General features: G+C 56.0%; 22 protein-coding genes. 13 read left to right on the top strand and 9 right to left on the bottom strand.

The annotated features are described in order from the left end of the window. Positions 1-14: 14 nt before the first annotated feature. A complete protein-coding gene (locus tag IEW06_RS06735; protein WP_229743061.1) occupies positions 15-620 on the bottom strand; it encodes a DUF1684 domain-containing protein in 606 nt (201 codons plus the stop codon). A 144-nt stretch (positions 621-764) separates the two neighbouring features. Between IEW06_RS06735 and polA the strand changes: the two genes are divergently transcribed. The 3 genes from polA to IEW06_RS06720 all read left to right on the top strand — a co-directional run bounded on the left by polA (position 765) and on the right by IEW06_RS06720 (position 5422). Beyond that, a complete protein-coding gene (gene polA / locus IEW06_RS06730; RefSeq protein WP_187733355.1) occupies positions 765-3623 on the top strand; it encodes a DNA polymerase I in 2859 nt (952 codons plus the stop codon). A gap of 297 nt (positions 3624-3920) precedes the next feature. Next, positions 3921-4355, top strand: a complete 435-nt coding sequence (locus tag IEW06_RS06725; RefSeq protein WP_187733356.1) for a DoxX family protein — start codon at positions 3921-3923, stop codon at positions 4353-4355. 53 nt (positions 4356-4408) lie between these two features. Beyond that, positions 4409-5422: a YpdA family putative bacillithiol disulfide reductase gene (locus IEW06_RS06720; RefSeq protein ID WP_187733357.1), complete on the top strand. Its 1014-nt coding sequence runs from the start codon at positions 4409-4411 to the stop codon at positions 5420-5422. A gap of 75 nt (positions 5423-5497) precedes the next feature. Here IEW06_RS06720 and IEW06_RS06715 read toward each other — a convergent pair whose 3' ends face one another. From IEW06_RS06715 to IEW06_RS06705, 3 genes are all read right to left on the bottom strand, one after another. Next, positions 5498-6877 carry an SGNH/GDSL hydrolase family protein gene (locus IEW06_RS06715; RefSeq protein WP_187733358.1) on the bottom strand — a complete coding sequence of 460 codons (1380 nt, stop codon included), beginning with the start codon at positions 6875-6877 and terminating at the stop codon, positions 5498-5500. 101 nt (positions 6878-6978) lie between these two features. After that, positions 6979-8232 (bottom strand): OmpP1/FadL family transporter, encoded by a 1254-nt coding sequence (locus IEW06_RS06710; protein WP_187733359.1) that lies wholly within the window; start codon positions 8230-8232, stop codon positions 6979-6981. Positions 8233-8388: 156 nt separating this feature from the next. Further along, complete coding sequence (locus tag IEW06_RS06705; protein WP_187733360.1) at positions 8389-9195, bottom strand: cyanophycinase; 807 nt, start codon at positions 9193-9195, stop codon at positions 8389-8391. Between the two features lie 232 nt (positions 9196-9427). Between IEW06_RS06705 and IEW06_RS06700 the strand changes: the two genes are divergently transcribed. The 4 genes from IEW06_RS06700 (at position 9428) to IEW06_RS06685 (ending at position 13553) form a co-directional block, all read left to right on the top strand. Then, entirely contained in the window at positions 9428-10255 is an 828-nt protein-coding gene (locus IEW06_RS06700; protein WP_187733361.1) for an ion transporter, read from the top strand. Positions 10256-10352: 97 nt separating this feature from the next. Continuing rightward, a complete protein-coding gene (gene mgtE / locus IEW06_RS06695; protein ID WP_188547776.1) occupies positions 10353-11735 on the top strand; it encodes a magnesium transporter in 1383 nt (460 codons plus the stop codon). A 103-nt stretch (positions 11736-11838) separates the two neighbouring features. Beyond that, complete coding sequence (locus IEW06_RS06690) at positions 11839-12750, top strand: magnesium transporter CorA family protein (protein WP_187733362.1); 912 nt, start codon at positions 11839-11841, stop codon at positions 12748-12750. 152 nt (positions 12751-12902) lie between these two features. Further along, positions 12903-13553, top strand: coding sequence for a hypothetical protein (locus IEW06_RS06685; RefSeq protein ID WP_188547774.1), 651 nt, complete (start codon positions 12903-12905; stop codon positions 13551-13553). A 28-nt stretch (positions 13554-13581) separates the two neighbouring features. Here the strand turns inward: IEW06_RS06685 and arfB are convergent, their stop codons facing one another. After that, positions 13582-13989, bottom strand: coding sequence for an alternative ribosome rescue aminoacyl-tRNA hydrolase ArfB (arfB, locus tag IEW06_RS06680; RefSeq protein WP_187733364.1), 408 nt, complete (start codon positions 13987-13989; stop codon positions 13582-13584). Between the two features lie 68 nt (positions 13990-14057). Further along, entirely contained in the window at positions 14058-14492 is a 435-nt protein-coding gene (locus IEW06_RS06675) for a hypothetical protein (RefSeq protein WP_188547771.1), read from the bottom strand. A 312-nt stretch (positions 14493-14804) separates the two neighbouring features. On the opposite strand from IEW06_RS06675, the gene IEW06_RS06670 reads away from it, so the two are divergent. From IEW06_RS06670 to IEW06_RS06655, 4 genes are all read left to right on the top strand, one after another. Beyond that, positions 14805-16862: a M13 family metallopeptidase gene (locus tag IEW06_RS06670; protein WP_188547769.1), complete on the top strand. Its 2058-nt coding sequence runs from the start codon at positions 14805-14807 to the stop codon at positions 16860-16862. 9 nt (positions 16863-16871) lie between these two features. Continuing rightward, positions 16872-17267 carry an ACT domain-containing protein gene (locus IEW06_RS06665; RefSeq protein ID WP_187733366.1) on the top strand — a complete coding sequence of 132 codons (396 nt, stop codon included), beginning with the start codon at positions 16872-16874 and terminating at the stop codon, positions 17265-17267. Positions 17268-17462: 195 nt separating this feature from the next. Then, positions 17463-18191 (top strand): head GIN domain-containing protein, encoded by a 729-nt coding sequence (locus IEW06_RS06660; protein WP_187733367.1) that lies wholly within the window; start codon positions 17463-17465, stop codon positions 18189-18191. A gap of 158 nt (positions 18192-18349) precedes the next feature. Next, positions 18350-19357: a DUF3667 domain-containing protein gene (locus IEW06_RS06655; protein WP_188547766.1), complete on the top strand. Its 1008-nt coding sequence runs from the start codon at positions 18350-18352 to the stop codon at positions 19355-19357. A 12-nt stretch (positions 19358-19369) separates the two neighbouring features. Here IEW06_RS06655 and IEW06_RS06650 read toward each other — a convergent pair whose 3' ends face one another. Further along, positions 19370-19918: a hypothetical protein gene (locus IEW06_RS06650; RefSeq protein WP_187733369.1), complete on the bottom strand. Its 549-nt coding sequence runs from the start codon at positions 19916-19918 to the stop codon at positions 19370-19372. Positions 19919-20123: 205 nt separating this feature from the next. Between IEW06_RS06650 and IEW06_RS06645 the strand changes: the two genes are divergently transcribed. Beyond that, positions 20124-21071 (top strand): 3-oxoacyl-ACP synthase III family protein, encoded by a 948-nt coding sequence (locus IEW06_RS06645; RefSeq protein WP_187734195.1) that lies wholly within the window; start codon positions 20124-20126, stop codon positions 21069-21071. A 66-nt stretch (positions 21072-21137) separates the two neighbouring features. On the opposite strand, the gene IEW06_RS06640 is transcribed toward IEW06_RS06645, so the two are convergent. Further along, positions 21138-23300 (bottom strand): matrixin family metalloprotease, encoded by a 2163-nt coding sequence (locus IEW06_RS06640; protein ID WP_187733370.1) that lies wholly within the window; start codon positions 23298-23300, stop codon positions 21138-21140. A 384-nt stretch (positions 23301-23684) separates the two neighbouring features. After that, on the bottom strand, positions 23685-24599 hold the full coding sequence (locus IEW06_RS06635; RefSeq protein ID WP_188547764.1) for a DUF72 domain-containing protein: 915 nt from the start codon (positions 24597-24599) through the stop codon (positions 23685-23687). A 349-nt stretch (positions 24600-24948) separates the two neighbouring features. On the opposite strand from IEW06_RS06635, the gene IEW06_RS06630 reads away from it, so the two are divergent. Then, entirely contained in the window at positions 24949-25791 is an 843-nt protein-coding gene (locus IEW06_RS06630) for a septal ring lytic transglycosylase RlpA family protein (protein ID WP_187733371.1), read from the top strand. Positions 25792-25978 lie beyond the last annotated feature (187 nt).

Below are 25978 nucleotides of genomic sequence, written 5' to 3'. Positions count from 1 at the left end.
GGAGCCGTTGCTTCTTAATGATCACTCATTACGCCTGCTTTGATGGCTACGGGCAAGCGGTTTTCGGCGGGCGGCACGGGGCAGGAATATTGCCCCCCATATGCGCAAAATGGGTTATAAGCCCGGTTGAAATCCAGCACCACTTGCCCGTTTTGAATCTGGCCGAGGCGTAAGTCGAGGTAGCGGCCGCCGCCGTAGCTGCTGTGGCCATTGGTGCGGTCGGTGAAGGGCACAAACAGATAATCCTGGTAGCCTTCCTTTTGTATCAGATCAAGGCTTTGGTAGATGGTGAGCTTCAACGCCTGCCCATCGAGCGTGAAATACGCGTCGCCATATTTGCGGTACATCGGCCGGCGGGCGGTGCTGGTTTCCATCTCAAAAGGAGCGGCCAGCGAATCGCGCACAAAGCGGGCCTGCACGCGAGCGGTACTGTTCAAGGGAAAAAAGGGCAGTCCCTTGAAATTCTTGAGCTCTTTGGCGGGCAGCGGCGACTCGGCCGGGTTGCGGTACTCGGCGTTCAGCTCCTGCTGAAAAAGCGCTACTTCTTTGGCATGCTCTGCTACTGGCAGCGTGGTGATAGGAGCAGTGGTTTGCGCGGCGGCACTCAGGGAAGCCAACATTAGCAGTAGCGGAAGGAAGCAAGTGTATTTCATGCTCCAAAATACACCAGCTTTCGCATACGAACTGGCGTATTGGCTGAACATGGCGCGCGCTGGTGCGTTTACACAGAGCGCTTGCTTCCTCCTGCTTGTATATTCGCCTCCATGACCGAGACTACCGCCCCCGAAACACCCAAAAAACTCTTTCTCCTCGACGCTTTCGCCCTCATCTATCGGGCGCACTTTGCTTTTAGCAAGAACCCGCGCATCAACTCCAAGGGAATGAACACGGGCGCTGTGCTGGGCTTTACCAACACGCTCGTGGAGGTATTGCAGAAGGAAAAGCCCACTCACCTCGGCGTGGCTTTCGACGCGCAGAAGAAAACGTTTCGCCACGACAGCTTTGCCGAGTACAAGGCCCAGCGCCAGGCCATGCCCGAAGATATCGGCACGGCCATTCCGTACATCAAGCGGGTGATTGACGCCTTCAACATCCCGATTCTGATGGTAGATGGCTTTGAGGCCGATGACGTGATTGGCACCCTGGCTCAGCGTGCTGAAGCACAAGGCTTTGAGGTGTTCATGATGACCCCCGATAAGGACTACTGCCAGCTCGTGACGGAGAAAATTAAGATTTACCGGCCTGCTTTTATGGGCAACGCCGCCGAAGTGCTTGATCTGCCCCACGTGCTCCAGCGCTTCGAGATTGAGCGCGTGGAGCAGGTAACGGATATTCTAGGTTTGCAGGGCGACGCCTCCGACAACATTCCCGGCATTCCGGGCATCGGCGAAAAAACGGCCAAGACGCTGATTCAGAAGTATGGATCGGTGGAGCAGCTCATTGCCCACGTAGATGAGCTGAAAGGCAAGCAGCAGGAAAACGTGCGCAACTTCGCCGAGCAGGGCCTGATGAGTAAAGAGCTGGCCACGATTCACGTGAACGTGCCCATCCCATTCGAGCCCGAGGCACTGAAAATGGGTCCGCCCAACGAGGAGCAGCTACGCGCTTTATTCGAGGATCTGGAATTCCGGCAACTCGCGGCGCGGGTGCTGAGCGGTGGCGCACCGGCTAGCTCTACGCCGTCGCCGCGGGCACGGCGGGCAGCGGCTGGGGGGCAAATTGCGCTGTTTGGTGCGCCGGCTTCCGCAGCTACGGCAGAGGATGAGGACGAAGACGAAGACGAAAATTTGCCCCCCGCCACCAAGCGTACCCTCGCCGATGTGCCCCACCAGTATCACCTGATTGATACGCCGGCCCTGCGCAAGTCTTTGCTGGGCTTCCTGATGCAGCAAAAAGAGGTGAGCTTCGACACCGAAACGACGGGCCTAGACACGATGACCTCGCGGCTGGTGGGACTGTCGTTCTGCTATTTGCCCGGCGAGGCGTATTACGTGCCCGTGCCACACGATGATATGGCTGCCGCTCAGGCGCTTGTAGATGAGTTTCGGCCTTTCTTGGAAAGCGAAACCATTGGTAAGATTGGCCAGAATATCAAGTATGATCTCACCATTTTGAAGCACTACAACGTGCGGGTACGCGGTCCGTTGTTCGACACCATGCTGGCCCACTACCTGCTGGAGCCCGACATGCGCCACAACATGGATATTCTGGCCGAAACCTACCTGCACTACACGCCGGTTTCTATTCTGGAGCTCATCGGGCCGAAGGGCAAAAACCAGAAAACCATGGCCGATTTGCCCCCCAGCCAGGTCAGCGACTACGCCTGCGAGGATGCCGACGTGACTTTGCAGCTCAAGCATGTATTTGAGCCCAAGCTGGCCAAAATCGGTTTGTTGAAGCTGCTGAACGAAGTAGAAAACCCGCTGGTACCTGTGCTGGCCGATATAGAGTACGAGGGCGTGCGCATCGACAGCTCGGCCATGGGTGAGTACTCCGCTGAGTTGCAAGGCTACGTTACGGAGCTGGAAAAGCAGATTTTTCAGGCGGCCGGGCAGGAGTTCAACATTGGCTCGCCCAAGCAGCTTGGCGAAGTGTTGTTTGATAAAATGCAGCTCGGGGGCGGCAAGATCAAGAAAACCAAAACTGGCCAATACGCTACTGGTGAGGAGATTCTGAGCGTTCTGGCCATTGATAACCCCGTGGCCGCGCTCATTCTGGAATACCGCCAGCTCACCAAGCTGCGCTCTACCTACGTGGAGGCGTTGCCGCAACTGGTGTGCGAGCTGGATGGTCGGGTGCACACGTCCTTCAACCAGGCTGTAACCGCCACCGGCCGCCTGAGCAGCACCAACCCCAACCTCCAGAACATCCCGATTCGGACGGAAAAAGGCCGTGAGATCCGCAAAGCCTTCGTGCCCCGCGATGCCGACCACCTGCTCCTCGCCGCCGACTACTCCCAGATCGAGCTGCGCATCATGGCCGACTTCAGCAAGGACGCGACCATGATTGAGGCGTTTCGCCAAGGCATTGATATTCACAGCAGTACGGCTAGCAAAGTATTCGATGTGCCGCTTTCGGCCGTGGATGCTGAGATGCGTCGCAAAGCCAAAACCGTGAACTTCGGTATCATCTACGGCATTTCGGCCTTCGGTTTGGCTCAGCGCCTGAGCATTTCGCGCAAGGAAGCTCAGGATATTATCGAGGCTTATTTTGAAGAGTTTGGAGCTGTGAAGCGCTTCATGGACGAAAGCATAAACAAAGCCCGCGAGCTGGAATACGCCGAAACCCTGCTCGGTCGCCGCCGCTACCTGCGCGATATCAACTCGCGCAACGCCACGCTGCGCGGCTTTACTGAGCGCAACGCCATAAACGCGCCCATCCAAGGAACCGCCGCCGACATCATCAAAATTGCCATGATCCACATCCACGACTGGCTGGGAAAGGAAAAGCTAGGCACCAAGATGATTCTGCAGGTGCACGACGAACTGGTGTTCGACGCGCCCAAAGAGGAAATCGAGTACATCACGCCCCGCATCCGGGAGTTGATGATCAACGCCTTACCGCTAAGCGTACCGATGGAAGTAGAAGTAGGAACGGGCAGCAACTGGCTGCAAGCGCACTAAATAATAAAGGGAAAGCCACTTGCTTTCCCTTTATTATTCGCTCGTAACTATTCCCGGAATAGCGGCAATGCTGTAGCGCGGCATTTCGGTTCGCTTAACGTTGCTATAGCTGCACTAGTCAAAGAAAAAAGCCCCCCAGACATCATCGTTCGTTTCGCTGTCCCACGATTCGACGATACGCGAACGGAAAGGTCGCGCCACAGGCACAACGGTTCTAAACCTTTCTTCACACTACAATACCCCAGCCGCTCGCCTACCGTATAGCGGGGCTACACGACTATCGTATTCCTCGCGCTTATGCCACACCAGATCCATACTACCACTTTGCAGAATGTAGCCCGCGGTGTGCTGGGCACCTTTATGATAGTAGCTGGCGCGGGTCACCTCACTTTTGCGCGGCGGGAGTTTCAGGCTCAGGTACCCGACTTTGTGCCGCTTGACAAAGACACAACCGTGCTGGCATCGGGAGTCGTAGAAATCGGGTTGGGGCTGGCGCTGCTATCGCTGAAAGGCCGGAACCGGGTGCGGATGGGGTTAGGATTGGCGGCCTTCTACGCGCTGGTTTTTCCCGGCAACATTCACCAGTACACGCACCACATTTCTGCGTTTGGCCTCGATACCGACGCCAAACGAATGGGCAGACTGTTTTTTCAGCCCGTGCTGATGGGCTGGGCACTATGGTCGACGGGAGCTTTGGAGGCGTTGAAACGCTCGAAGAATGGCCGCTCTTAGCCGCAAATCGATAAGTTATGAACTCCCGACTGGCTGAGTTGGTATAACTGTGTATGACGACGGATTCTTCTTTTGATGTAATAGTTATCGGCGCGGGGCCGGTCGGGCTGGCATGCGCTATTGAGGTGCAGCGCCGCGGCTTGTCGGTTTGTGTGGTCGACAAAGGGGCACTGGTCAATTCCATTGTGGGCTACCCGACCAACATGGAGTTCTTTTCCACGCCCGAGCTGCTTGAAATTGGCGGCTACCCCTTCCCTACTAGTGGCTACAAACCTCTGCGCGAAGATGCCCTGGATTATTACCGCCGGGTAGCCTTCGCCGAAAATCTACCGCTGCGCCTCTACGAGCGCGTGCTAAGCCTGGAAGGCGAACCGGGCGCGTATGAGTTGCACACGAACCTGGGCCGCATGCAAACGCAGTCTGTGATTGTAGCGACGGGTTTCTTTGATGTGCCCAATAAGCTGAACGTGCCCGGCGAAGAGCTACCCCACGTAAGTCATTACTACAAAGAGCCGTACGCCCATGTAGGGCAGCCGGTAATTGTGGTAGGGGCCAAAAATTCATCGGCCAAAGCGGCTTTGCAACTGGCCCGCGCCGGCGCCGACGTAACGCTGGTAGTGCGCGGACCTGCCCTAGCCGACTCGGTGAAATATTGGATTCGGCCTGATCTGGTGAATCGTATCGCTGAGGGCCGAATAAAGGCGCTTTTCAACACCACTATTTCGGCTATCCGGCCCGGAGAGATAGATGTAGTGACGGAAAATGCCCCCCAGACCCTGCCTGCCAGCTTTATCTACGCCCTCACCGGCTACCGCCCCGACTATAGCTTGCTGGCCGCTTTAGGCATCGACACTCAGCCGGACGCCGCCCGCACTCCCTGGCACGACCCTGAGACCTTCGAAACCAACCGCCCTGGCGTATATCTGGCGGGTACCGTATGCGGGGGGCTAAATACCAGTCGGTGGTTTATCGAGAATGGGCGCTACCACGCGGCTGTTATTGCGGCGCATCTGGCGGGACAGGCGGCTCCCATTTTGCCCCCCGTGCTCCAGCCTGTACAGCTGTAATAGCGCTGGCAAGTGCACTCACAAAAAAGCCCCCTCCAGTGCGGAGGGGGCTTTTTTGTGAATACCTAAAACGAACTATGGGAATTTAACACCCCGATATTCGTTTGAATTTAGCGTTGGAACCGAGGCACCATACTGCTGATTAATAGCTCTTATCATTTCGTTGGCTACAATAGAGTAACCGCGAGGAGTTAGGTGCACCCCATCAAGCGAGAACAGGTTGCCGGTAATAAACTGAGTGGTATTGTTTACCCCGTTAGTGATGATGCCGTTGGCAGCTACACGAGCAAAAAAGCCATTTACATCGAATACGGCCAGGCCTTTTGCATTGGCTTTGGCTATCATGGCATTGTTGAAGGCAGTAGTAGCCGTGCGTACTAAAGCCTGCTCAGCATCGTCAAGCACAAAGGCGCTTGGGATAGGGTTACCCATGCTGGTACCAAACGTCTGGAGCGTATCAATGCCATAAGCCGTCAGGAAGAGCGGGAAACCGGCTGCTGGTTGGCCACTCTGACCATAGACATAGCGCCAGGCACGCCCCGTACGCTGATTCAGCAGGCCAAGGAAAGGCGAAGATGTCAGCGTAAACAACTGGCGACCCACACCGCTGGCATTGCGAATGTCAGCGGTTGCAATTTGCTTGCGAGTGGTAGCACTTGCAGGACCTGTGGCTGACCCAGTCTGAACTACTATGCCAGGAACACCATTTGGCAAACCAGGCTGAGGAGTTTCTAAAGTGGCCCGGAATGATGGACCTACTGTGGTGAAGAAAGGAATGTTAGTAACGTCTGGAATGGTAGCAACAATCCCTTTGGCACCATTTGCTGTGAGCGCATCGATGAGCTGGTTGTTGTTAGCAGTGAAAACTGTGGTGCTTGTTAGCGAACTAGTTGGGGCGGTACTTGCGCCACCAGATGTCGCATAACCCAGCACGTCATTATTACCCATCCAAGCTGTAAAGAAAGTAGGGTTAGAGGCTGCTACACGCGCTAGGTAAGTCTGGTTAGACTGTGCGTCGGGAGTAATACGCTCGAATAGTGGATTACCCGTTACGCTACCATAAGTAGTCGAAAGAATATCCGCCATGCGAATGCCGGGTACACCTAGGTTATTTATCGGCTCTGTGAACTTAGTGTAGAGCGGACGGGCTGCCGTAGCGCCTGCCCGTAGGGCTAACTCCGTATTCACTGGCGCCGTGATAGGGCTGCCAGTGGCAGTGAAACCAGCCAGCCGCAAATATCCAGTGCCATTGCGCTGAGCCTCCGTGAATAGTGGCTGCACAAATTCGCCGCCACCTACGCTGCGGAACTGCTGCGCCAGCAGGTTAGGATAAGAGTTCAGCTGACCTTCCAGGTATAAGCCGCCATCTGCCTGACCAGCAGTTAGGGAGTTGCCTACGGCGATGTAGCGCGAGAAGTCGGCAGTGCCGCTGCTGGGCTTAATGTCTTGTTCCAAATCAGGCTGGCAGCCCGTAAGAGCCAACCCAAGAAACGCCAGGAACGGGGCGGATTTAGTAAACAGTTTAGAGACCATATCGATACAAGCGAGGCAAAGAGTTAGAAGGAGTAGTTCAGGCCGATACCTGGAATCACGATGTTGGTTTTGTAGGTACCAGCTACGCGGTCCTGAGTGCCATTGGCTACCAATTGGCTTTGCGTCTGGCTACGCTTAGCGATGCTTACAAACTGAGTGGAGAAATCTACTCCGAATTTGCCCATGGCGTAAGAAGCACCAATGGTACCGCTGACACGGTTAGCGTCAGGCGTTTCGGGCGTTACGTATCCATCGCGTACGGGCGACTCATCATAAGCACCACCGGCGCGTAGGGTCAGGCCTTCCGTCACTTTGTATTGTCCACCTAAGCGGAAGGTAAGCGCATCTTCATAGTTGCGCTTCGAAACGCTGGTGTTAGAACCGTTGATTGGATCAGCGAAGGTGAACTCCAGGCTTTTGTACTCGCTCCACTCAGCGTAGTTCACGTCGATACCGATAGTGAGCTTATCGGTAGGCATGAGGCCGATACCGATGCTGGTAGTAGCAATAAGGGGAAGCGTAGCGCTGAATTTGGTATTAGGAAAACGGGAGGCCAATACCGAGTTAGGGTCGATGCCGGTGAAAGTAACGTCACCGTCTTTTACCTCGGCGTCAATCTTTGAGCGGTAGTTTATACCCAGGCTAAACTTCTCAGATGGCTTGAAGAAGATACCCGCGTTAAAGCCGACTTTGCGCTCGGCTTCACCGTCCAGCTCAATATGACCAAAGGAATCAGGCAAAGGCACATCACGCTGCAGGTTTACGGCACCGTAAGCCAATACCGTCAGGCCCGCGCCTACGCTGATCTGATCAGTGATGGCGTAGCTCACGGTGGGCTGCACATAAATAGACTGAAGCTCAATCTCGGTCAGGGACGTGCGGCCTTCCCAGCCCTCAGCATACTTCAGCGTGCTGCCAAAAGGTGTATATACCGCTATACCCGCCCGAAACTTGCCTTCCGCAGGGCCGAAGCTCGCATAGAGGTTGAAAGGGGTAACCACCGTATTTTGCAGTTCGCGCTGGGTGCTTCCGCCTTCAGCTACAAAAGCCTGACGGGCAAACGTAGCATTAACTCCTACTTGTACGCCCCGCTCGCGCACCATTGCCAGCGCGCCCGGATTGTAAAACATAGCAGCCTGGTCGAGCGATAAGCCGACGCCGACGCCGCCCATACCGTTGTTTTTCTGCCCGGCCAGCGTTACCTGATAGCCACCCGCCGAGGCTGCAGTACCCGTAAGTAGCGCACCACTCACTAGGAGTAGAGATTTTAACTTCATAAAAAAGGGGAATGAGTGAGGATTTGCGGTTTATGGGACTAAATGTAAGTAGAAAAATCAATCAAATTAGTAGGCGTGCCGAGTAGTTTACAGGACGCTCTAAACTTTGAACAATTTGCCTTCATTGGATATTGGGGGGCAAATTAGCAATTATGCTTACTGATTAGCTACAACTTGTCGGCTGTGCAAATCCAGACGCTGGCTGCTCACCAATACATGCACGCGCAAGTCTTGGCCGGCTACCGGCTCGCCCCGACCGATGCGGCCTAAATTGCTGCCGCGTAGGTGCTGCCCATCCACTACCATCACCACCCCGTCGCCGAACACCTCCGCTTCTTGGCCACCCCGCACGATAATGCCCGTTTCCTGGCCTAGTCCTAAGCCCAGCCGCGCAGGATGCTGCACTACCGCGTGAGCCAAGCGCCCAAAGCGGCCCCGCTCGGCAAAGTGCTGGTCCAGATACACCTCTCCCAGCAAGCCCAGACCCGGAGCCGTACGCAGCCCGCCTTTTGTGAGCGAACGGGCGCCGTGGCCTTCCACAATCATGCAGTCGGGCAGCACGGCCGCGCCGGCGCTGGTGCCAGCCACAATGAAGGCCGCGTCGTGGCGGTAACGGTCGGCCAGCACGGCTAGGGCGCGGGTTTTTTGCCAGAACTCGGTGATGCGCTCCTGGTCGCCGCCGGTAAAAAACACTATGGCGGCTCGTTCCAAACGTCTCAGATTTTCCTCGGTATCAGCGGCGTGGCGCTCATCTATGCGCAGGTGGTGCACCGAGCGGCAGCCCAGATCGTGCAGACTATCCTGGTAGCCGCGGCTGCTGCGGCCGGGGTTGCTAGAGGCCGTGGTTACAATCTCGACCGTAGCAGTAGGCGCGGGCAGCATATCCGTGAGCATGGCCAGCATGGCGTCGTCGTCGCCGCCGCCCAGGGCTACGAGCGTTCCGAGAGGTGATTTTCTGGACATAAAGAAGCGGTAGTTATAGGTAGTTAGTCAATAAAGATGAGATAAGCACCGACGAGTTTTACTCTTCTTGCCTTGTTTTTAAAGCTGGGGGGCTTTTTTGAGGTGTAAGCGTTCAAGTCACATCTACTTAATCAAGAGTACGAGCAAAAGCTTTTTGCACCGTCAGGCATACGTGAACTTGGCTAAGGTGAGGGCGTATGAAGAAATACTTTCCTACGTTTCTGCTCTGCCTATGCTCTCCAATCCTACATCCTCGCCCGAAAAGGAACAGCTCCAGCAGGAGCGTACTGAACTTTTACAACAACTCACCGACTGGCTTGAAACGCCCATGCTGGTGCTAGGCTTTGTGTGGCTCGGTTTATTAGGTGTTGAGCTAATCTGGGGGTTGTCGCCGGGCTTGGAGCTGTTGGGCACAACGATTTGGGTGATTTTTATTATCGATTTTCTGATCAAATTCATCCTGGCTCCCCGGAAATGGACTTTTCTTAAAAGCAACGTCATTACGCTAATCTCCTTGCTGGTGCCGGCCCTGCGACTGTTTCGGCTGGCGCGGGTGGTGCGTGTGTTTCGGGCCACGCGGGCCGTGCGCGGGTTACGGTTAGTGAAAGTAGTCGGCTCACTGAATCGGGGAATGCGAGCCTTATCGAACAGCTTTGGCCGACGCGGTGCTGGTTATGTGGCCGCGCTTACGGGTGTTGTTCTGTTCTTGGGCGCGGCCGGTATGTATGCCTTCGAGAATAAAGTGGAGGGCGGCCTCCGTTCCTACGCCGATGCGCTGTGGTGGACGGCCATGTTGCTTACCAGCCTGGGAAGTGAGTATTGGCCCCAGACGCTGGAAGGGCGAACCTTGTGCTTTTTGCTGGCCCTTTATGGCTTCGCGGTGTTTGGCTATTTCACGGCTACGTTGGCGTCATTCTTTATGGGTCGCGACGCCGAAAGCCCCGAAGCCGAGTTAGCCGGAGCTGCTCAGCTGGCAGCCCTTCACACCGAGCTACGCCAGCTCCGTCAGGAGTTGCAGGCTGGTCAGTTTCCGGCACCGCCCGCCCCCACTCAGAAATAGCCTAGCGCTAGCGGCGGGGCCGTTTATTTAGGTTAATTTTGAGGGCCAGTTCTCACTAACTCATCCTTGCCTAGCGAAGCACTCCTCTCAGTAGTTCATGAATCAGCACCCCACCACCGACCAGATTACGTCCCTGATTCAGGAGGGCGAATTTTTTAAATTAAAGGAACTGCTCAAGAAGTTTGAGCCCGCCGAAGTGGTGGAGCTGATTGAAGAGGAAGAGGAACGCGAACAGCTTATTATTTTCCGTCTGCTGCCGTTGCAGCTGGCCACGCAGGTATTTGAGTACCTGGAGATAGACGTACAGCGGCACTTTCTGGCCAATCTGAGTCAGGATAAAATCTCGGACATTCTGAACGAGATGTCGCCGGACGACCGGACGGCCCTGCTGGAGTTTCTGCCCGACGACTTCGTAAAGGAGCTGATTCAGACCCTCTCGGAGCCCGAGCGCAAGGTGACGCTGGAACTGCTGGGCTACCCCGAGTACAGCGTAGGCCGCCTGATGACGCCCGACTACATCGCCATTCGTGAGAGCTGGACGGTGCAGCAGGTGCTCGACTACATTCGGCTGCATGGGGGGCAATCTGAAACGATAAGCCTACTGTACGTCACCGACAGACGCGGCGTGCTCATCGACGACATCAGTATTCGGGAGGTGCTGCTGGCCGACCCCAGCAAGCAGATAAGCGAGCTGATGGACCGGCGCTTCGTCCACCTCCAAACCATGCAGGACCAGGAAGAAGCCATTGAGGTATTCCGCAAAAACGACCGGGTGGCTTTGCCCGTCGTCAATGATGAGGGCGTGCTTTTCGGCATCGTGACCATCGACGACATTCTCGACATTCGGGAAGAAGAAGATACCGAAGACATCCAAAAACTCGGTGGCTCCCAGGCCCTCGACGAGCCTTATCTCAGCATTCCGCTGATGGGTATGGTGCGCAAACGCGCGGGCTGGCTCGTGATTCTGCTTATCGGGGAGATGTTTACGGCTACGGCCATGGGGTATTTTGAGGAAGAAATAGCTAAAGCCGTGGTGCTGGCGCTGTTTATTCCGCTCATCATCAGCGCGGGTGGCAACGCGGGCTCTCAGGCCACGTCGCTTATTATCCGGGCCATGTCCTTGGGCGAGCTGAGCTTGGGCGAGTGGTGGCGCGTGATGCGCCGCGAGCTGGCTACGGGCCTGATGCTGGGGGGCATTTTGGGCGTGGTGGGCCTGCTGCGCATTCTGCTGTGGTCGCGCTTATACCCCAACGAATACGGCGAGTACTACTGGCAGATTGGCTTTACGGTCGGTTTTTCGCTGGTCGGCATTGTGCTGTGGGGCTCGTTGTGCGGCTCTATGCTGCCGCTGCTGCTCAAGCGCCTCGGCGCCGATCCGGCTACTTCATCGGCGCCTTTCGTGGCAACACTCGTAGACGTGACCGGACTCGTGATCTACTTTTCGTTTGCGCTACTTTTCTTGAGCGGCACCTTGCTTTAAGCATGTAGGAGCTAGGAGCTAGGAGGCAGGAGGTACATTGCCTGACTCCTAGCTCCTGACTTCCAGCTCCTAGCTTCTGCCTCCTGGCTCCTACTTTCTAGCTATGACTGAACAGCTTCTTACCCAGAAAAGCAGTCAATTTGATTGGCTCGACATTACCAACCCGGCCGTGAATGAGCTTCAGGCCGTGGCTGAGCAGTATGATCTGCCCGATTCGCTGGTGCGCGACTGTCTGGAGCCGACTCATTTACCCAAGTTCGAAGTCAACGATGGCCTTAATTTCATCATGCTACGGGTATTTGTTACGCCCGAAAACAACGAAGCCGATACCATCCAGGAGCTGAGCACCAAGATTGCCATTTTCTACGCGGCCGATTACTTAATTACGGTACATCGACGCTCGCACCCCGTTTTAAGTCAATTGAAAAACGTAGCCTGCGGCCCCGGCGAAGAGTGCAGCTCACCGGCCGAAATAGCTATTCACATCGTGCGCTACGCGCTCAATAGCTACGTACAGCCCGCCATCACGCTAACCCGGGAGCTGGACAACTACGAAGCCGATATATTTCTGAAGCGTGAGGTGCCAAACACGCTGCAGGGCCTGTATTTTCTGAAGCGCAAAGCCTCGGCGGCCAAGCAGCTTCTGCTGCTTACCCGCGACATCCTGACCATGCTCCGCCGACAATCGGCCACCGACGACACCACCCTCATGCAAGACACACAGGACTTGCAGACGAAGGTAGAAACGCTCTATCAGCAGCTCGACGGGGCGGCCACCAACCTCATGAACCTGTACCTGTCGTTGTCTTCGCAGCGCACGAACGAGGCCATGCGCGTGCTCACGGTGTTTTCGGCCTTCTTCCTGCCCCTGACTTTTATTGCCGGCATCTACGGGATGAACTTCGAATACATGCCCGAGCTGACCTGGAAAATGGGTTATCCGGGCGCTATGGCGGCTATGGTGCTGATATCTGTGGGTATCTATACCTGGTTTAAGCGCAAAGGCTGGATATAGCAAGGCTTTCGCGCCGCGTGCTGTAAAATATCATGTAATGGTATATGCTGTGTTTTAACTTTCTGCGCTGCAAACCAAGTCGTTGCCTTCTATTATTGGCCGGCTTGGTGGGGAGTGGGGGGCTTTTTACGGGCTGTGTCGCGGTGGGCCAATTGCCTACTCTGGAATCTGGCGACTACCGGCTTTTTCGCACAAATGACCCGGCTCTGGCCGCTGCCATTGGCAAGGAGCGGACTGTATATGTGGAGCAGGTGCAGGATTCATTGAAATTTCTCTCGCAGCCCAAGGATGAAGCTGATGCTAAAACGCATGTTCCGCGCCGCTTCAATTACCCTTTGCGCCGCGGGCAGCACGTTATCCTGTTGGACAGCAAGTTCGACCTGGACGTCTTTACGATTCCATTTAAGGCCCGCCCACCCCAAGGGCCGCTGCCGTTGCAGCTTAATACCAATTTTAACGCGGCCGTATATTATGGCCGCCGACTTGATTTTTATCACGTCAATAGCCGGCAGCTACTAAGCGGCCGACAGCAGCCGCACGTGCGAACTGTGGGCCTGGGCTACGGCCTGTTCACGGGCCTGGGTTCCACCGTTGTCAACCCGGATGTGACGAATCAGCAATCACGGGTCGCTGAGTACGAAGGCTTTGTGATTCACTTTGGGGCCGCCGCTATCTACGATGCCCGCGTCTTTAACCTGGGCTTAGCCGTGGGTGCTGACCAGCTGATGGGCCCTGATGGCCAGCATTGGATATATCAGAGCAAGCCGTGGTTTGGGGTTCTGTTTGGCCTGGATTTGAACTAGATAACGCCTTCGTTATGGCTAGCTGTCTTTATAAATCCAGCCGGCGGTTTGTTTTTTTCTCGCTGTGTTTTTTCTTGGTTTCCAAGCGTTTGCGCACGGCGCCTTTACTGGGTTTGGTGGCTTTGCGGGCTTTGGGCTTGTGCAAAGCTCGCTTGAGCAGGTCATGAAATTTCTGGAGGGCAATTTCCTTATTGCGCAGCTGACTACGGTCTTCCTGAGCAGTTACCAACAGGTAGCCTTCGGTGGTGAGCTGGGGTGCCAGCTTTTGCAGCAACATTTCCTTCTGCTCGTCGGTGATGAGCTGGGAGGAGGATACCTGCCACCGCAGCTCCACCCGCGACTCCACTTTGTTTACATTTTGCCCCCCAGGACCGCTGCTGCGGCTGGTTTGCACCTGTAGCTCGGGCCAGAAGTATGCGGCGGGCGGAAGAGTCATTTAGAAAGTAACAGTTAGCAATTAACACGCTGAAGCGGAAAAAACACTGCGGGGAAAGCTCGCTGGAGCTACTTAATTAGTCGCCACAGCATGTAGCCGAGCAATGCAAAGCGCGCCGTCCAGGCTATGGTACGCAGCCAGTTGGTCCGCACCAGCCCATCGATAGCAATATAATCGAAGCCTTGGGCGAGGCGGTTGTGAAAAGGTACAGAGACAAAGAACGTAACGGCCCAGATAAGGAGCACCAGCGCCAGGCTCCACCACACATTGCCCCCCAGTGCCCGCCCCTGCCAGGCCAGCCACGCCGCTAGCCCCAGCTCGGCCACCATCGGGGCCATTACTGCCCAGCCCATACGCGTGGAGTGGGCCCGATGAAACGCCACAAACTTATCCGTTGCCACGAAGGCGAAGCTGGGATAATGCACCAGCTGCACCGTCCAGATAAGGCCCGTGAGGTATGCCGCCAGGGCGAAATTGAGCAGAACAAGCAGCTTCAGTGACATTGTAGCTCAAGGTACGCCCCGCAACGATAAATGTGACACTTTTCTCCAGCGCCATTCACTAATCCAAAGCTCTGGGGGGCTTTTTGAACGTCATGCAGAGCGGAGCGAAGCATCTCGCGTGCTGGCGCAGGATTAGTAATCTCACCATACAAGCGAGATGCTTCGGCTCCGCCTCTGCATGACAAAAGTGTTACTCATAAGCTGCCTTACCTCTTGCGTGCAACGCGGCGCTAACCGGAACCGTCGGTGTACCGATAGTTGCCCAGAACTGGTAGCTTAGTTATCTTTTTTCAGTCAAACCCCTTCCCCTCTATGACCTATTCTTTTGCTGCCAGCAAATGGCTTTTTGCCCTGCCGGTTGCCCTGTTGGCCCTGAATGGCTGCCAGTCGTCGGACAAAACCGGTTCTGGCCAGCCCGATCTGCTGCAAGCCAACGCCGATACCACGGTAAACCCTGGCGACGACTTTTTCACGTATGCCAACGGCGCCTGGCTCAAGAAACACCCTATTCCGGCCTCTGAAAGCTCGTGGAGCATTGGCAAGGAAGTGCAGAACGAGGTGTACGCCCGTCTGCGCAAGCTCAATGAAGAAGCCACTAAAGCCAAGGCCAAACCCGGCAGCAACGAGCAGAAAATTGGTGATTTCTACGCTACCGGCATGGACTCAGTCACCATTGACAAGCAGGGCATTACGCCGCTTCAGCCTGAGCTAAACCGCATTGCGGCCATACGCACCGTGCAGGATGTGCCGGCGGTAATTGCTCGTTTGCAGCCGTTGGGCGTGAATGCGCTGATTGGGGTATTTATAAGTCAGGACGCCAAAAAGAGCGACCAGATGACCACCTATCTTTGGCAGTCTGGCTTAGGGCTGCCAAACCGCGACTACTACTTTAATAAGGACGCGCGCACCGCCAACATTCGCAAGGAGTATGGCCGGCACGTGGCCCGCATGTTTCAGCTCAGCGGCCAGGATTCGGGACAGGCGCAAGCCAACAGCGCCCGCGTCGTGCGCCTGGAAACGGCGCTAGCGGGCTCCTCGCGCAAGCTGGAAGACCTTCGCGACCCGTACGCCAACTACAACAAAATGGCCGTGGCCGATCTGGGCAAGCTCGCTCCCAGCCTCAACTGGAAAACCTTGCTTACTCAAATGGAGTTGGGCAAAGTGGACACCGTGATTGTGGGTCAGCCGGAGTTTTACAAAAAAGCCGAGCAGCTCCTGAAAACCGCCTCCGTAGATGACTGGAAAGCTTACTTGCAGTGGCATTTGGTGAATGCGTACGCCTCTAACCTCAGCCGCCCGCTCGACAACGAGCATTTCCGCTTCTACGGCACGGTGCTGCAAGGCCAAAAGGAGCAGCGCGCCCGCTGGAAACGGGTGCTGGATGAGGAAGAAGACGCCATGGGCGAAATCCTGGGCCAGCAATTTGTAAAGGAATATTTCACCCCCGAAACCAAAGAGCGCTACGAGAAGCTGACCGAAAACGTGGTGGCGGCCTTCCGCGAGCATATTCAGGCGCTGGACTGGATGAGCGACTCGACCAAGCAAAAGGCGCTGGTGAAGCTGAGCAAAATCACGAAGAAAGTGGGCTATCCCGATAAGTGGCGCGACTATTCGAGCCTGGAAGTTGCCCGCGACTCCTACGCCCAAAACGTGATGCGCGCCAAGCAGTGGCAGTATCGCTACCGAGCGAATAAGCTGGGCAAACCCGTGGACCGCACCGAGTGGGAAATGACGCCCCAGACCTACAACGCCTACTACAATCCGTCGAACAATGAGATTGTGCTGCCGGCGGCCATTTTCTCCATTCCCGGCCTGATCGACAAAAACGCCGACGACGCCGTCATTTATGGCTATGCCGGCGCCAGCACCATCGGCCACGAGCTTACGCATGGCTTTGATGACGAAGGCAGCCAGTTTGATGAAAAAGGTAACCTGCGCAACTGGTGGAGCAAAAAGGACCGCGCCGCCTTCCAGCAACGCGTAAATGGCATTGTGCGCCAGTTCAACGGCTACACCGTGCTCGACTCCTTGCACATCAACGGCAAAGCCACGGCTGGTGAAAATATCGCCGATCTGGGGGGCATTGTCATTGCTCTCGATGCGTTTAAGAAAACCGAGCAGTACAAGAAAGGCGAAAAGATTGGCGGCTTCACGCCCGTGCAGCGCTACTTCCTCGGCTACGCGCTCGGCTGGCAAAGCCACCAGCGCGACGAAGTATTGGCCCAACGCATCCTCACCGATGTGCACTCGCCGGCCAGCTACCGCGTAAACGGTCCGTTCGCCGACGTGCCCGAGTTTTATGAAGCCTTCAACGTGAAGCCCGGTCAGAAGCTATATCTACCCGATTCGGCCCGCGTGAAGATCTGGTAACGCGCTGCCATGACCGGCGAAACAAACCTGAATGAGCTGCTGCGCTCTATGCAGCCGGTGCTGCTGACTGAGGAGTACGTATTCTGCACGCTGCCCCCGACTCGGCCTATACCGGAATTACTGACTCCCATGGGCACTTTTCGCGAGGCGGAGGGCTTGACGCTCATCGTAATGAAGACGCAAGCGGAACAGGCAGAGCTGCCCTACAGCTACCCGTGTCGTATGATTACGCTGAACATACATTCCAGCCTGGAGGCAGTTGGCTTTTTAGCGCGCATTACCGCTATGCTTGCGGCGCATGGTATCAGCGTGAATGCCGTGTCGGCCTTTTACCACGACCATCTCTTTGTACCTACTGCCCGCGCCGACGAGGCGCTGCAGCTGCTAAGAAAACTATCTGACTGATGTAACAAACAAAAAAGCCCCCTAGAAATGCTCTGGGGGGCTTTTTGCGCTTAAAGCGGCGCTATTAGAGGAGGGTTTCAGCAGCAACGACTACTACGGCGCTGACTTACTTCAGGCGGGAGGCAACGGTTGGTGTAAGTTCTTCATCTTATGGGTACTGACTTACCTTTCACCTCTTAAGCTGACCTTAGTACTATGAAAAACCTACGCTTGTTCTGTTTTCCCCTGCTGGCCGTGCTGTTTGTGCTGTCGGCTTTTCGTCTCGATGCGGCTGCTGAGCGTGAGGTGCGTAGCGTGCCAGCCTTCTCGCAGCTCAACCTAGCAGGGTCGTTCAACATCGTATTACGCCAGGGCAGCCCCCAAAAGGTGGAAGTAGAAGCCGACCCGGAAGATCTTTCGCACGTGGAAACGACGGTAACCAACGGCAAGCTGCGGGTAGGCACCAAACAGGAAAAGCGAGGTATGGGCATGAGTTGGTCGTCGTATAACTTTAAAAGACCAGTGACGGTCTACGTCACGATGCCTACCATCGAAGCCTTGGGCGTAAGCGGCTCCGGCAATATGAGCGCCTCAGAGGCTATTCAGGGTAATAACCTGGAGCTTTCGGTGAGCGGGTCGGGCCGCATGAAGCTGAGCCGCGTGCAGGCCAACAAACTGAAGTCGTCGGTATCAGGCTCGGGCGAAATGGCCATGTCGGGCACCAGCCCACGCCACGAAGTAAGCATTAGCGGCTCAGGCCAGGTAAATGCGCCTAACATGCGCAGCGAAACCAGCCGTGTGAGCATCAGCGGCTCGGGCAACTGCCGCATCGAAGTAACCAAAACTCTCGACGCCAGCCTGGCCGGCTCCGGCAATGTGTACGTGACGGGCAAGCCCCAGATTAATGCCTCCACGGCGGGCAGCGGCCGGGTTCGCAGCAGCTAATCTTGCTTAACCAGTATCTAAAAAGCCCCCCAGCAATCGCCTAGGGGGCTTTTTTATTACATATAATTCAGCTAAGCTATATAGAGGGTTGAGTTAAAAGTTCGTACTTATGCCCACGTTTTCCGTGGCTTGCGGCCTAATCGTTTACTTGTTTGCTTATGCCTCATACTGCTACTAAACTCCCGGCTTGCGCCAACTGCCACTACACGTTTCCCCCCGACCGCCCTAACGAATACTGCCCCCGCTGCGGTCAGCAGAATCATGAGCTTAACCTGTCGGCGGGGCATGTGCTGGAAGAAACGCTGGAAGGCTTATTTCACTTCGACGGCAAGGTATTCCGCACGGCTAAGCTGCTGCTCTTCAAGCCTGGTGAACTTACGAAGCGGTTTTTGGAAGGCAAGCGAATGCCGTATGTGCCACCTATTCGGCTGTACGTCTTTCTGAGCTTCGTCTTTTTCTTTTTGCTATCCCTGAGCATGGGCCCCGTTAGTAAAGAGCCCACGAGGAAGCTGCTGGAGAAGAAAGGCGTGCAAGAAGTCGCTGATTCTGTGCGCGCTAACGCTCCCGAATCAACCAGATTTCAGGTGTATGAGGCTGATTCCTCCGACTCGCCCCTTACCTCGGCTCTCAACTTGAATTTCAGTCAGGCGGAGCTACTTTATATAAGCAAAGACCCTAGCCCAGCGCGGATCGATTCGGCCATCAGAAGCCGGGGAGCAGAGCCTACTACCATGCGCCGCCTGGCGCTGCGCCAAACCGTAAGGTCACTCAATGCCAGCCCCGACGAAATCACCAACAAATGGATTAGAATGCTGCCCACGGTCATGTTTGTACTCATGCCGCTATTTGCCCTGCTTCTGAAATGGCTGTACCGGCGGCAGCACCAGTACTACCTAGCTCACCTCATTTTCTCTATTCACTTTCACAGCTTCGTGTTTGTGCTGTTCATTGTGAACTTACTACTTGGCTACCTGCACATTAGCGACTGGTTTGAGCCGGTGCTGTTCTTTCTGCCAGCCGTGTATTTTTACTTGGCACTACGCAACAACTTCGGGCAGCCGCCGCTTAAAACCCTGGCCAAAGTGCTTCTGATGATGGTAGCCTACGGCCTGGTGTTAGGCATTTCTATGATAGCGTCGGCGCTGATCAGTGTGTTTACGCTGTAGCGGGGGGCTTTTTTAGAAGTCGAACAGGCCGCGGCGCGGCTCGTCGTCTTTGTTCCGGTCGCGCTTTTTCTGCTCGCGCTCCCGCTGCCGACGGCGGTCATCACGGTCGTCTCCGTCGCCAAAGACATCGTTCAGGAAGCCTTCTTTTTTGTCTTTAACCAGAATACAGCGCACCGACAAAGCCGCCGGAAACCGGAACCAGTCAGTGCTACTGATTTCTACGCTGGGCTTTATATCTAGGGAAAGCACCACGGGCACAAAGGCAATTTTGTACTCCACGCCCGCAATGGCATCGAAGCCGCCAAAGCCGCCGTTGTCTTTCTGGGTGCCAATATGAGCGCCGCCGCCGAGGTAATAATTGAGGCTTTTGCCCAGCAAGCCAAAGTGCTGCTCGGCCAGCAGCGTGGCGCTTACCTCGCGGGTACCAATCAATCCGATGCCTTCTAGCGTGGTTCTTTCAAACACTTTTTGCTGTACCGTTACGCCAAAGTTGTCTCTGCCGACACGCAGGCCCGCAGCCGTGCGGTATTTCTGGGCGCTGGCGGCTAGTGTTAACAGCATCAGTAAGCCCGTGAAAATCAAGCGTGTAGGAAGACGAAATATCATAATCTTATTACTATCACTGTTGAACTCTGGCACGCTAAGGGTGTTTGAACGTTAAATGAGGGCGCAAAGTACGGGGCAGGAGGCCATTTGATGGTGCATTCTCTAGCAGCACCGTAACTTGCAGCCTCATTCACTGCCCTCATCCAGCCCCATTCCACCCGTGTACATTCATCAGGTAGCGGCGTATGTGCCCACCCAGGTTATTACCAACGAGCATTTTACCCGCCTAAACGGCCTTTCCCACGACTGGATTATTGAGCGCACCGGCATCCGGGAGCGTCGTAAGGCTGCTCCTGGCGAAAACACCAACACCATGGCCACCGAGGTCACGCGCCGCGTGCTGGCCGCCGTGCCCGCCATCGCCGCCGATAGCATCGACCTCATTGTGGGCGCCACCTACACCCCCCACGACACCATTTATACCCTAGCGCACGCCGTACAGCGCGAGTTGGGCGTAGCCGACATTCCGGTGGTGAGTATTTCCTCGGCCTGCTCGTCGTTGCTGAATGCCGTTGAAATTGTAGAAGGCTACTTTGCTATGAATAAGGCTACCAGAGCTTTAGTAATCGTATCGGAGCACAACACAGCGTACAACAACGAAGAGGACACCGTGGCCGGTCACCTCTGGGGTGATGGCGCGGCGGCACTGCTCATCAGTAAAGAGCGCCTCGCTGACAGCGACTTACGCATAGTGGATCTGCGTACCGGCGGTGCCGCCCACGTAGGCAAAGCCGATACCGCTGTTACGCTCAAACCGGTGGAGAAAGGCATCGTAATGCCGCACGGCCGCGACGTGTTCACCCACGCCTGCCAGTATATGGCCCGCGTTACGAGCGAGGTATTGGAGCGTAATAAACTGGAAGTCAACGACGTAACTTACCTGATTCCGCACCAGGCCAACCTGCGTATCACCAAAAACGTGGTACAGGCCTTGGGTTTACCACCAGAACGCGCCATTTCCAACATTCAGGACCTGGGCAACACCGGCTGCGCGGGTGCCGCCATTGCCCTTGCCGACTATCACCCACGCTTGCAGCCCGGCGAGCGAATCATCATCACTGTTTTTGGCGGCGGCTATTCGTACGGGGCTATGCTGCTGGAGCGCTAGAACAGCGCCAACGACTAAGCCCAGAAAAAAGCCCCCCATAAACGTATGGGGGGCTTTTTTCTGGGCTTAGTCGTTGGTGGAGCGCACAAAATTAAGTGAGCCCGTTTTACCCGTCTGGTCGCGCCAGCGCACGATGTACCAGCCTGAGCGCAGATCCGTCAGAGTCAGGAAGAAGGGCCGGCCCGATTGATAGTTGACTTGCTCCGTACGGCGGCGACGCCCTATGGCATCATAAATATCCAGGGTAAGCTGACCGGTAGCAGCACCTATGTACAGCAAGCTCGCGGGTCCTTCGTCCAACGGATTGGGGAAAAGCTGTAAGCCCTCCGCCATGGGGCCACTACCGACAAGCGCCGTAACAGCCTGTGGCTGCGTATTATCGAGGCTGTTATCGGGGCGACGGACGCGCAGGCGGTAGAACGAGCGCCCCGTCAGCGGCGTGGCATCAATGTAGGTGTATTGGCCCCCTGCGCTACCGGGCTGCACGGTTGCCAATGGCTGCCAGGCAGTGGTATCGGCGGCACGCTCAATGACGAACTCCCGCAGGAAGCATTCGTCCTGCGTCGTCCAGCTTATCTGATTGCCGATACCGGCCAGGGCGTTGGCATCTACGCTGGTAAGCGGGGCGGGCAGAAGCGGCGACACGCTACCGCACGCGGGCGGTACAAAGCTGCGGGTGCGCAACAATAAACGCCCCCCAGCTACATCACTCACCGGATTTATCTGCCGGCTTTGCTGACCCCGCGCTACGGCATAGTGCATCACGGCGGCGGGCAGAATGACGTGGGAAAGCTGCTGGGCGTGTCCCAACTCGTGCACCACCACCGACTCAAAGTCAATCTGGTTAGCGGAAGGATTGCCGGGGCCATACTGCCAAGCGGTTTCGGTATCCAGCTGCATATCAATTTCCGAAACCCAGAAATAAACAGGCCCGCTGCCTACGCGGCAGCCTTCGTAGTAGCTGGTGGTGCGACCCAGCACGCGCGCGGGTAGTTGGCTGTCGCCGGTGCCAAAGTCGAAGCCGATGACGTTTTCATCATCCTCGTCCGAGCCGCGCTTCGTGCTGTTGGCCCCAATTTCCCAGTTCATACCGGTTTGGCAGCGCCACGTAGCCAAGGCTCGCCGGAAAGCCGCCACCGCCGGCGCATTGCCAGCCAAGCCCGACTCTAAGCGGAGCGTGTAGCCACCCTTCCCATTCTGGTTTATATGGCCCGGCCGGACAATTTCGCCGGTTCCTTCTGTTTCCACGTTGCTCACCGCATACAATACGGTAATCGGTACGCCGCTCGTGCCTTCCAGCTGGTCGGCCGAAGTTACCCGTACGGGGCCGGTGCCGGCGGGCGCGCTGCGCTCAGGGTCGCTGCTGTTGGGCAAAGAAGGGACGGTACCATTGGAAGGCACGCGTACCTGGATTCGGGTATCGGTCCAGCTGATGTAGTCGGAGGCTTTGGCGCGGGTCCGGGTTTCGCCGCCATCGTCGGCATTCAGGAAAGAAACAAAGCCAGTGCCGCGCGTGGCACCAAACCCAGAACCAGTAATGGTCAGCACGGAGTTGGTACCGGCTGAGATGATGAGTGGGGATAAACCCGACACGACCGGAGCCGTGCCTTTGGCAGCTACGGCCGGCCGGGCCCGTTGGGCCTGAGCGGCGGCCAGCACTGGGTTGGCGGTTACTTCCAGCGTAGGCTGGCCCGTAGTCAGCTTCAGCTCGGCGTAAAAGTTCTGGCTTACCAGCGGATACTGCCGAAACGGCTCCGAGGCCGAGGCTTGCGTCAGATCGTAGCGAATAAAGCCTTGCTCGCTGCCGTAAGCCGTCCAGGCCTGACCGGCAGCTTCAATACCAGCAAACGGGGCCGGATACAGAAACAGCACGCCCTGCTCGCCCGGAAACAAACGCAGCGTATTAGTCAGCTCCTGCCGGCTCAGGTCTACGGTGCCGCCTTCCGTAATAACGGTTAGCTCGGCGGCAGCGGTGCCCTTAAAAACTTTGAAAACGCGTATCCGATGCGCGGTATAAATACGGCGGTGACGGGCATCCCAAAAGCTGCGGGCATCCAGCACTTCCCCCTCCACTACCAGCGCCGAGGCCTGCGCCCGACTCGTGGGGTCGAGGGGGAGCATCAGGCAGTGGCTTTCGGGGTCCACGCTCACGGTTTGGGCAACAGCCGGGGTTATAACAACAGAAAAAACCAGCCCAAGGGCCAGCTGAAGAGAAGACGATAATTTCATACCGAAGCAACGAGAACGAAAAGCGCTGACAATAGTGTGTTCCAAGATACGGCTTTCGGTTCGCACCGTTCATTGCTGCCCAGCCTGTATCAGGTCTTTATTTCAGAGGCATTGTTTTAGGCTACCGCTAAGCCTGCATTTGGTTTGCTGCCCTGGCCGAAGGAAGGGTTGTGCCACCAGGAGCTTTCTACGCAGTAACGGGGCGGCGAGCCAAAAATTTGCCCCCCAGACCCATCAGAATTAAATCTTGCTACCTGATGGCGGCATAACCAGTTGCTTTCTTTTAGAAAAGGGTGTGTTTGGGAATTTCATGAAAACCCGTTTCCGTCATGCTTGGCCTGAAAATCAAATTTTCTAACCCGCGCTGGTAGCCAACGGAAGGCGCTAAAACAAGCTTCCCTGCACGGGCTGCACAATCACCTTCGGGGGGGCAATTTCGAGGCCCGTGAGCGTGCGCAGCTTCTCCAGAAAATACTGCGTCCAGATGGGCGAGTGCATAATGTCTTTCTGGTGAATGAAGATATACGCCGTGTGCAGCCCGGCGCTCAGCCAGCCGGCCACGCGCTCGGCCCAGGCATCGGCGCGGCGGTAGTCGCTGTTGCCGAGGCCGTGGCCGTTGAAGCGGATAAACGCCGTAGGCGTAGTCAGGCGCTGGTGGAGCACGTCGCGGCGGCCCGCTACGTCGGTGATTACCAGCGTCTTGTTCAGCGCTTCCAGCAAGGCAAAAACCGTATCGCGCACGCCCACATCGGCAAACCAGCGCGGGTGTCGCAGCTCCACGGCCAGCGGCACATAGGCAGGAAAGTCGAGTAGGTAGCGCTCCAGGCGGCGCATGTGCTCCGGCCCGAACGTGGGGGGCAATTGCAGGAAGGCCGGCCCCAAATGTTCTTCCAGCCCACTGATGGCCCGGCAAAAGGAGGTCGTCAGCTCGTCGGCATTATACAGCTCCCGCTCGTGGGTGATGCTTTGGGGCATCTTGGGGCAAAATTTGAAGCCCGGCGGCACCGCATCGCGCCACTTGCGCACGGTGGGCGCGTCCGGAATGCGGTAGTGCGTGGTGTTCAGCTCAATGCTGTTGAACTGCCGGGCGTAGTGGTGCAGGTAGTCGGCATCCTTGATGCCAGCCGGGAAATAAGAGCCGAGCCAGGCTTTATTTGTCCAGATAGGACAGCCCACATAAATGGCAGGCTGAGGCGGAGCCGCAGCCCGGGCGCGAGCCAGCAACGTAGCCGTTTCGGGGTGGTCGGGAGGAAGCGTGAAATCCACGCCGCGCAGGTCGGAAAGGCGGCCAAAATCCATAGGGCAAAGTACGGCAAATCTCCCCGCAGGAAGTAGGTTATTCCAGTAACAAAATTCAAGGACTTTTGCAACACGGCTTTGAACATGCTGAACAGGCCAATGACAAAATTTTGTACCAATCAAATAATATCATTCTTTTTAGCCCCTAGGAGCCTTCTTTTAATAATACTAAGAGCATCTTTCTGAAACACAAAAGGCCATTTCGCTGGAGGAAGTGCAAATTATTTTCGTACAAGTTTTATTCAAAAAATATAATTTATTATACTTGGTAACAGCTACCGCCAGTGAAGTTGACTCTTCCCCAAAAAGCGGCGCTCTAGTTTTGGCTGTTTACCAATTGTCTAAAAGTGTGATTCGATCCCTCCGATTACCTCTTGCCGGTTGGCTGTTTGCTCTGCTCCTCACCTTGCCTTTAGCCTTCCCCCAAACTGCATTTGCCACCCGGCTCAGCGACGATGATAAGGCTCCCACAGCTACCGCCCGTAAGAAAGTTGTCGTGTTGCGCGGCCGGGCCTCGTGGTACGGCATTCAGCATCAAGGCCTGCCCACCAGCAGTGGCGAGAGATTTGACCGCAACAAGTATACCGCCGCTCACAAGACGCTTCCCTTCAACACCCGCTTACGCGTAACCAACCCTCAAAACGGCAAATCGGTCGTCGTGCGTGTTACTGACCGTGGCCCCTTCCGCCACCAGCGAATTCTTGATTTAGCCGAAATTGCCGCCCGTCCGCTGGGTATTATTCAGCAAGGCGCTATTTCAGTTGTGGCCGAGGTAGTACCCGAAACGACGCCCCTAGGCCCCACAGATGCCCCCGAAGACTTAGCAGAGATTCTCAACGACACCATCGATCCGGAAATGCCGTCGTTGGCTACTACCGAAACTTCGGTGCCCACTACGCTTCCTGCCTCAACGGCTGCCTATGTAGTACAAACCGGCACCTTCGGCAGCGCCCTAAACGCCCAGAATCAGCTTACCAAGATTCAGTCTATCAATAGCAAGCTGGTGGTAACGGTAACGCCCGAAACCATGAACGGAAAGGTCCTCAACCGCGTGGTAGTAGGCCAGTTCGCCAACCGCAAAGCCGCTGAAGCCGTACGCCGGCAGTTGCAGCTGCGTGGCATTACCGGTTTGGTTCGCCAGATTCAGGTGCCCATCGAGCCCGCCGCACATGCAGTAGCCGCCGGCCGATAGCATTCGCCTCAAGCATTTGGAAGCCCGAACTGTCTGCTGTAGCAGAGGTTCGGGCTTCTTCGTGTAGGCTGGGGGGCAAATTTTTAGGGCATAAGTTGGTCAGCGAAGAGTATGCGTTGTTATGTGAGTGCATCGCTATAACTTAACGGCAACTGCCTACCCGCTGGGGGGCTTTTTTCACCCGATT

The sequence above is a fragment of the Hymenobacter qilianensis genome (genome assembly GCF_014638675.1).
Classification (GTDB): Bacteria; Bacteroidota; Bacteroidia; order Cytophagales; family Hymenobacteraceae; genus Hymenobacter; species Hymenobacter qilianensis.
This window is presented reverse-complemented; position numbering and strand designations above follow the sequence as displayed.

What these genes read in the sequence shown, in the direction of transcription:
- IEW06_RS06670 (WP_188547769.1), top strand. Translation starts at nt 14,805, where the DNA reads ATGACCTATTCTTTTGCTGCCAGCAAATGGCTTTTTGCCCTGCCGGTT.
- IEW06_RS06675 (WP_188547771.1), bottom strand. Translation starts at nt 14,492, where the DNA reads ATGTCACTGAAGCTGCTTGTTCTGCTCAATTTCGCCCTGGCGGCATAC.
- IEW06_RS06650 (WP_187733369.1), bottom strand. Translation starts at nt 19,918, where the DNA reads ATGCTGTTAACACTAGCCGCCAGCGCCCAGAAATACCGCACGGCTGCG.
- IEW06_RS06725 (WP_187733356.1), top strand. Translation starts at nt 3,921, where the DNA reads ATGCCACACCAGATCCATACTACCACTTTGCAGAATGTAGCCCGCGGT.
- polA (WP_187733355.1), top strand. Translation starts at nt 765, where the DNA reads ATGACCGAGACTACCGCCCCCGAAACACCCAAAAAACTCTTTCTCCTC.
- IEW06_RS06635 (WP_188547764.1), bottom strand. Translation starts at nt 24,599, where the DNA reads ATGGATTTTGGCCGCCTTTCCGACCTGCGCGGCGTGGATTTCACGCTT.
- IEW06_RS06640 (WP_187733370.1), bottom strand. Translation starts at nt 23,300, where the DNA reads ATGAAATTATCGTCTTCTCTTCAGCTGGCCCTTGGGCTGGTTTTTTCT.
- IEW06_RS06735 (WP_229743061.1), bottom strand. Translation starts at nt 620, where the DNA reads ATGTTGGCTTCCCTGAGTGCCGCCGCGCAAACCACTGCTCCTATCACC.
- mgtE (WP_188547776.1), top strand. Translation starts at nt 10,353, where the DNA reads ATGAATCAGCACCCCACCACCGACCAGATTACGTCCCTGATTCAGGAG.
- IEW06_RS06665 (WP_187733366.1), top strand. Translation starts at nt 16,872, where the DNA reads ATGACCGGCGAAACAAACCTGAATGAGCTGCTGCGCTCTATGCAGCCG.
- IEW06_RS06720 (WP_187733357.1), top strand. Translation starts at nt 4,409, where the DNA reads ATGACGACGGATTCTTCTTTTGATGTAATAGTTATCGGCGCGGGGCCG.
- IEW06_RS06660 (WP_187733367.1), top strand. Translation starts at nt 17,463, where the DNA reads ATGAAAAACCTACGCTTGTTCTGTTTTCCCCTGCTGGCCGTGCTGTTT.
- IEW06_RS06705 (WP_187733360.1), bottom strand. Translation starts at nt 9,195, where the DNA reads ATGTCCAGAAAATCACCTCTCGGAACGCTCGTAGCCCTGGGCGGCGGC.
- IEW06_RS06710 (WP_187733359.1), bottom strand. Translation starts at nt 8,232, where the DNA reads ATGAAGTTAAAATCTCTACTCCTAGTGAGTGGTGCGCTACTTACGGGT.
- IEW06_RS06700 (WP_187733361.1), top strand. Translation starts at nt 9,428, where the DNA reads ATGCTCTCCAATCCTACATCCTCGCCCGAAAAGGAACAGCTCCAGCAG.
- arfB (WP_187733364.1), bottom strand. Translation starts at nt 13,989, where the DNA reads ATGACTCTTCCGCCCGCCGCATACTTCTGGCCCGAGCTACAGGTGCAA.
- IEW06_RS06655 (WP_188547766.1), top strand. Translation starts at nt 18,350, where the DNA reads ATGCCTCATACTGCTACTAAACTCCCGGCTTGCGCCAACTGCCACTAC.
- IEW06_RS06690 (WP_187733362.1), top strand. Translation starts at nt 11,839, where the DNA reads ATGACTGAACAGCTTCTTACCCAGAAAAGCAGTCAATTTGATTGGCTC.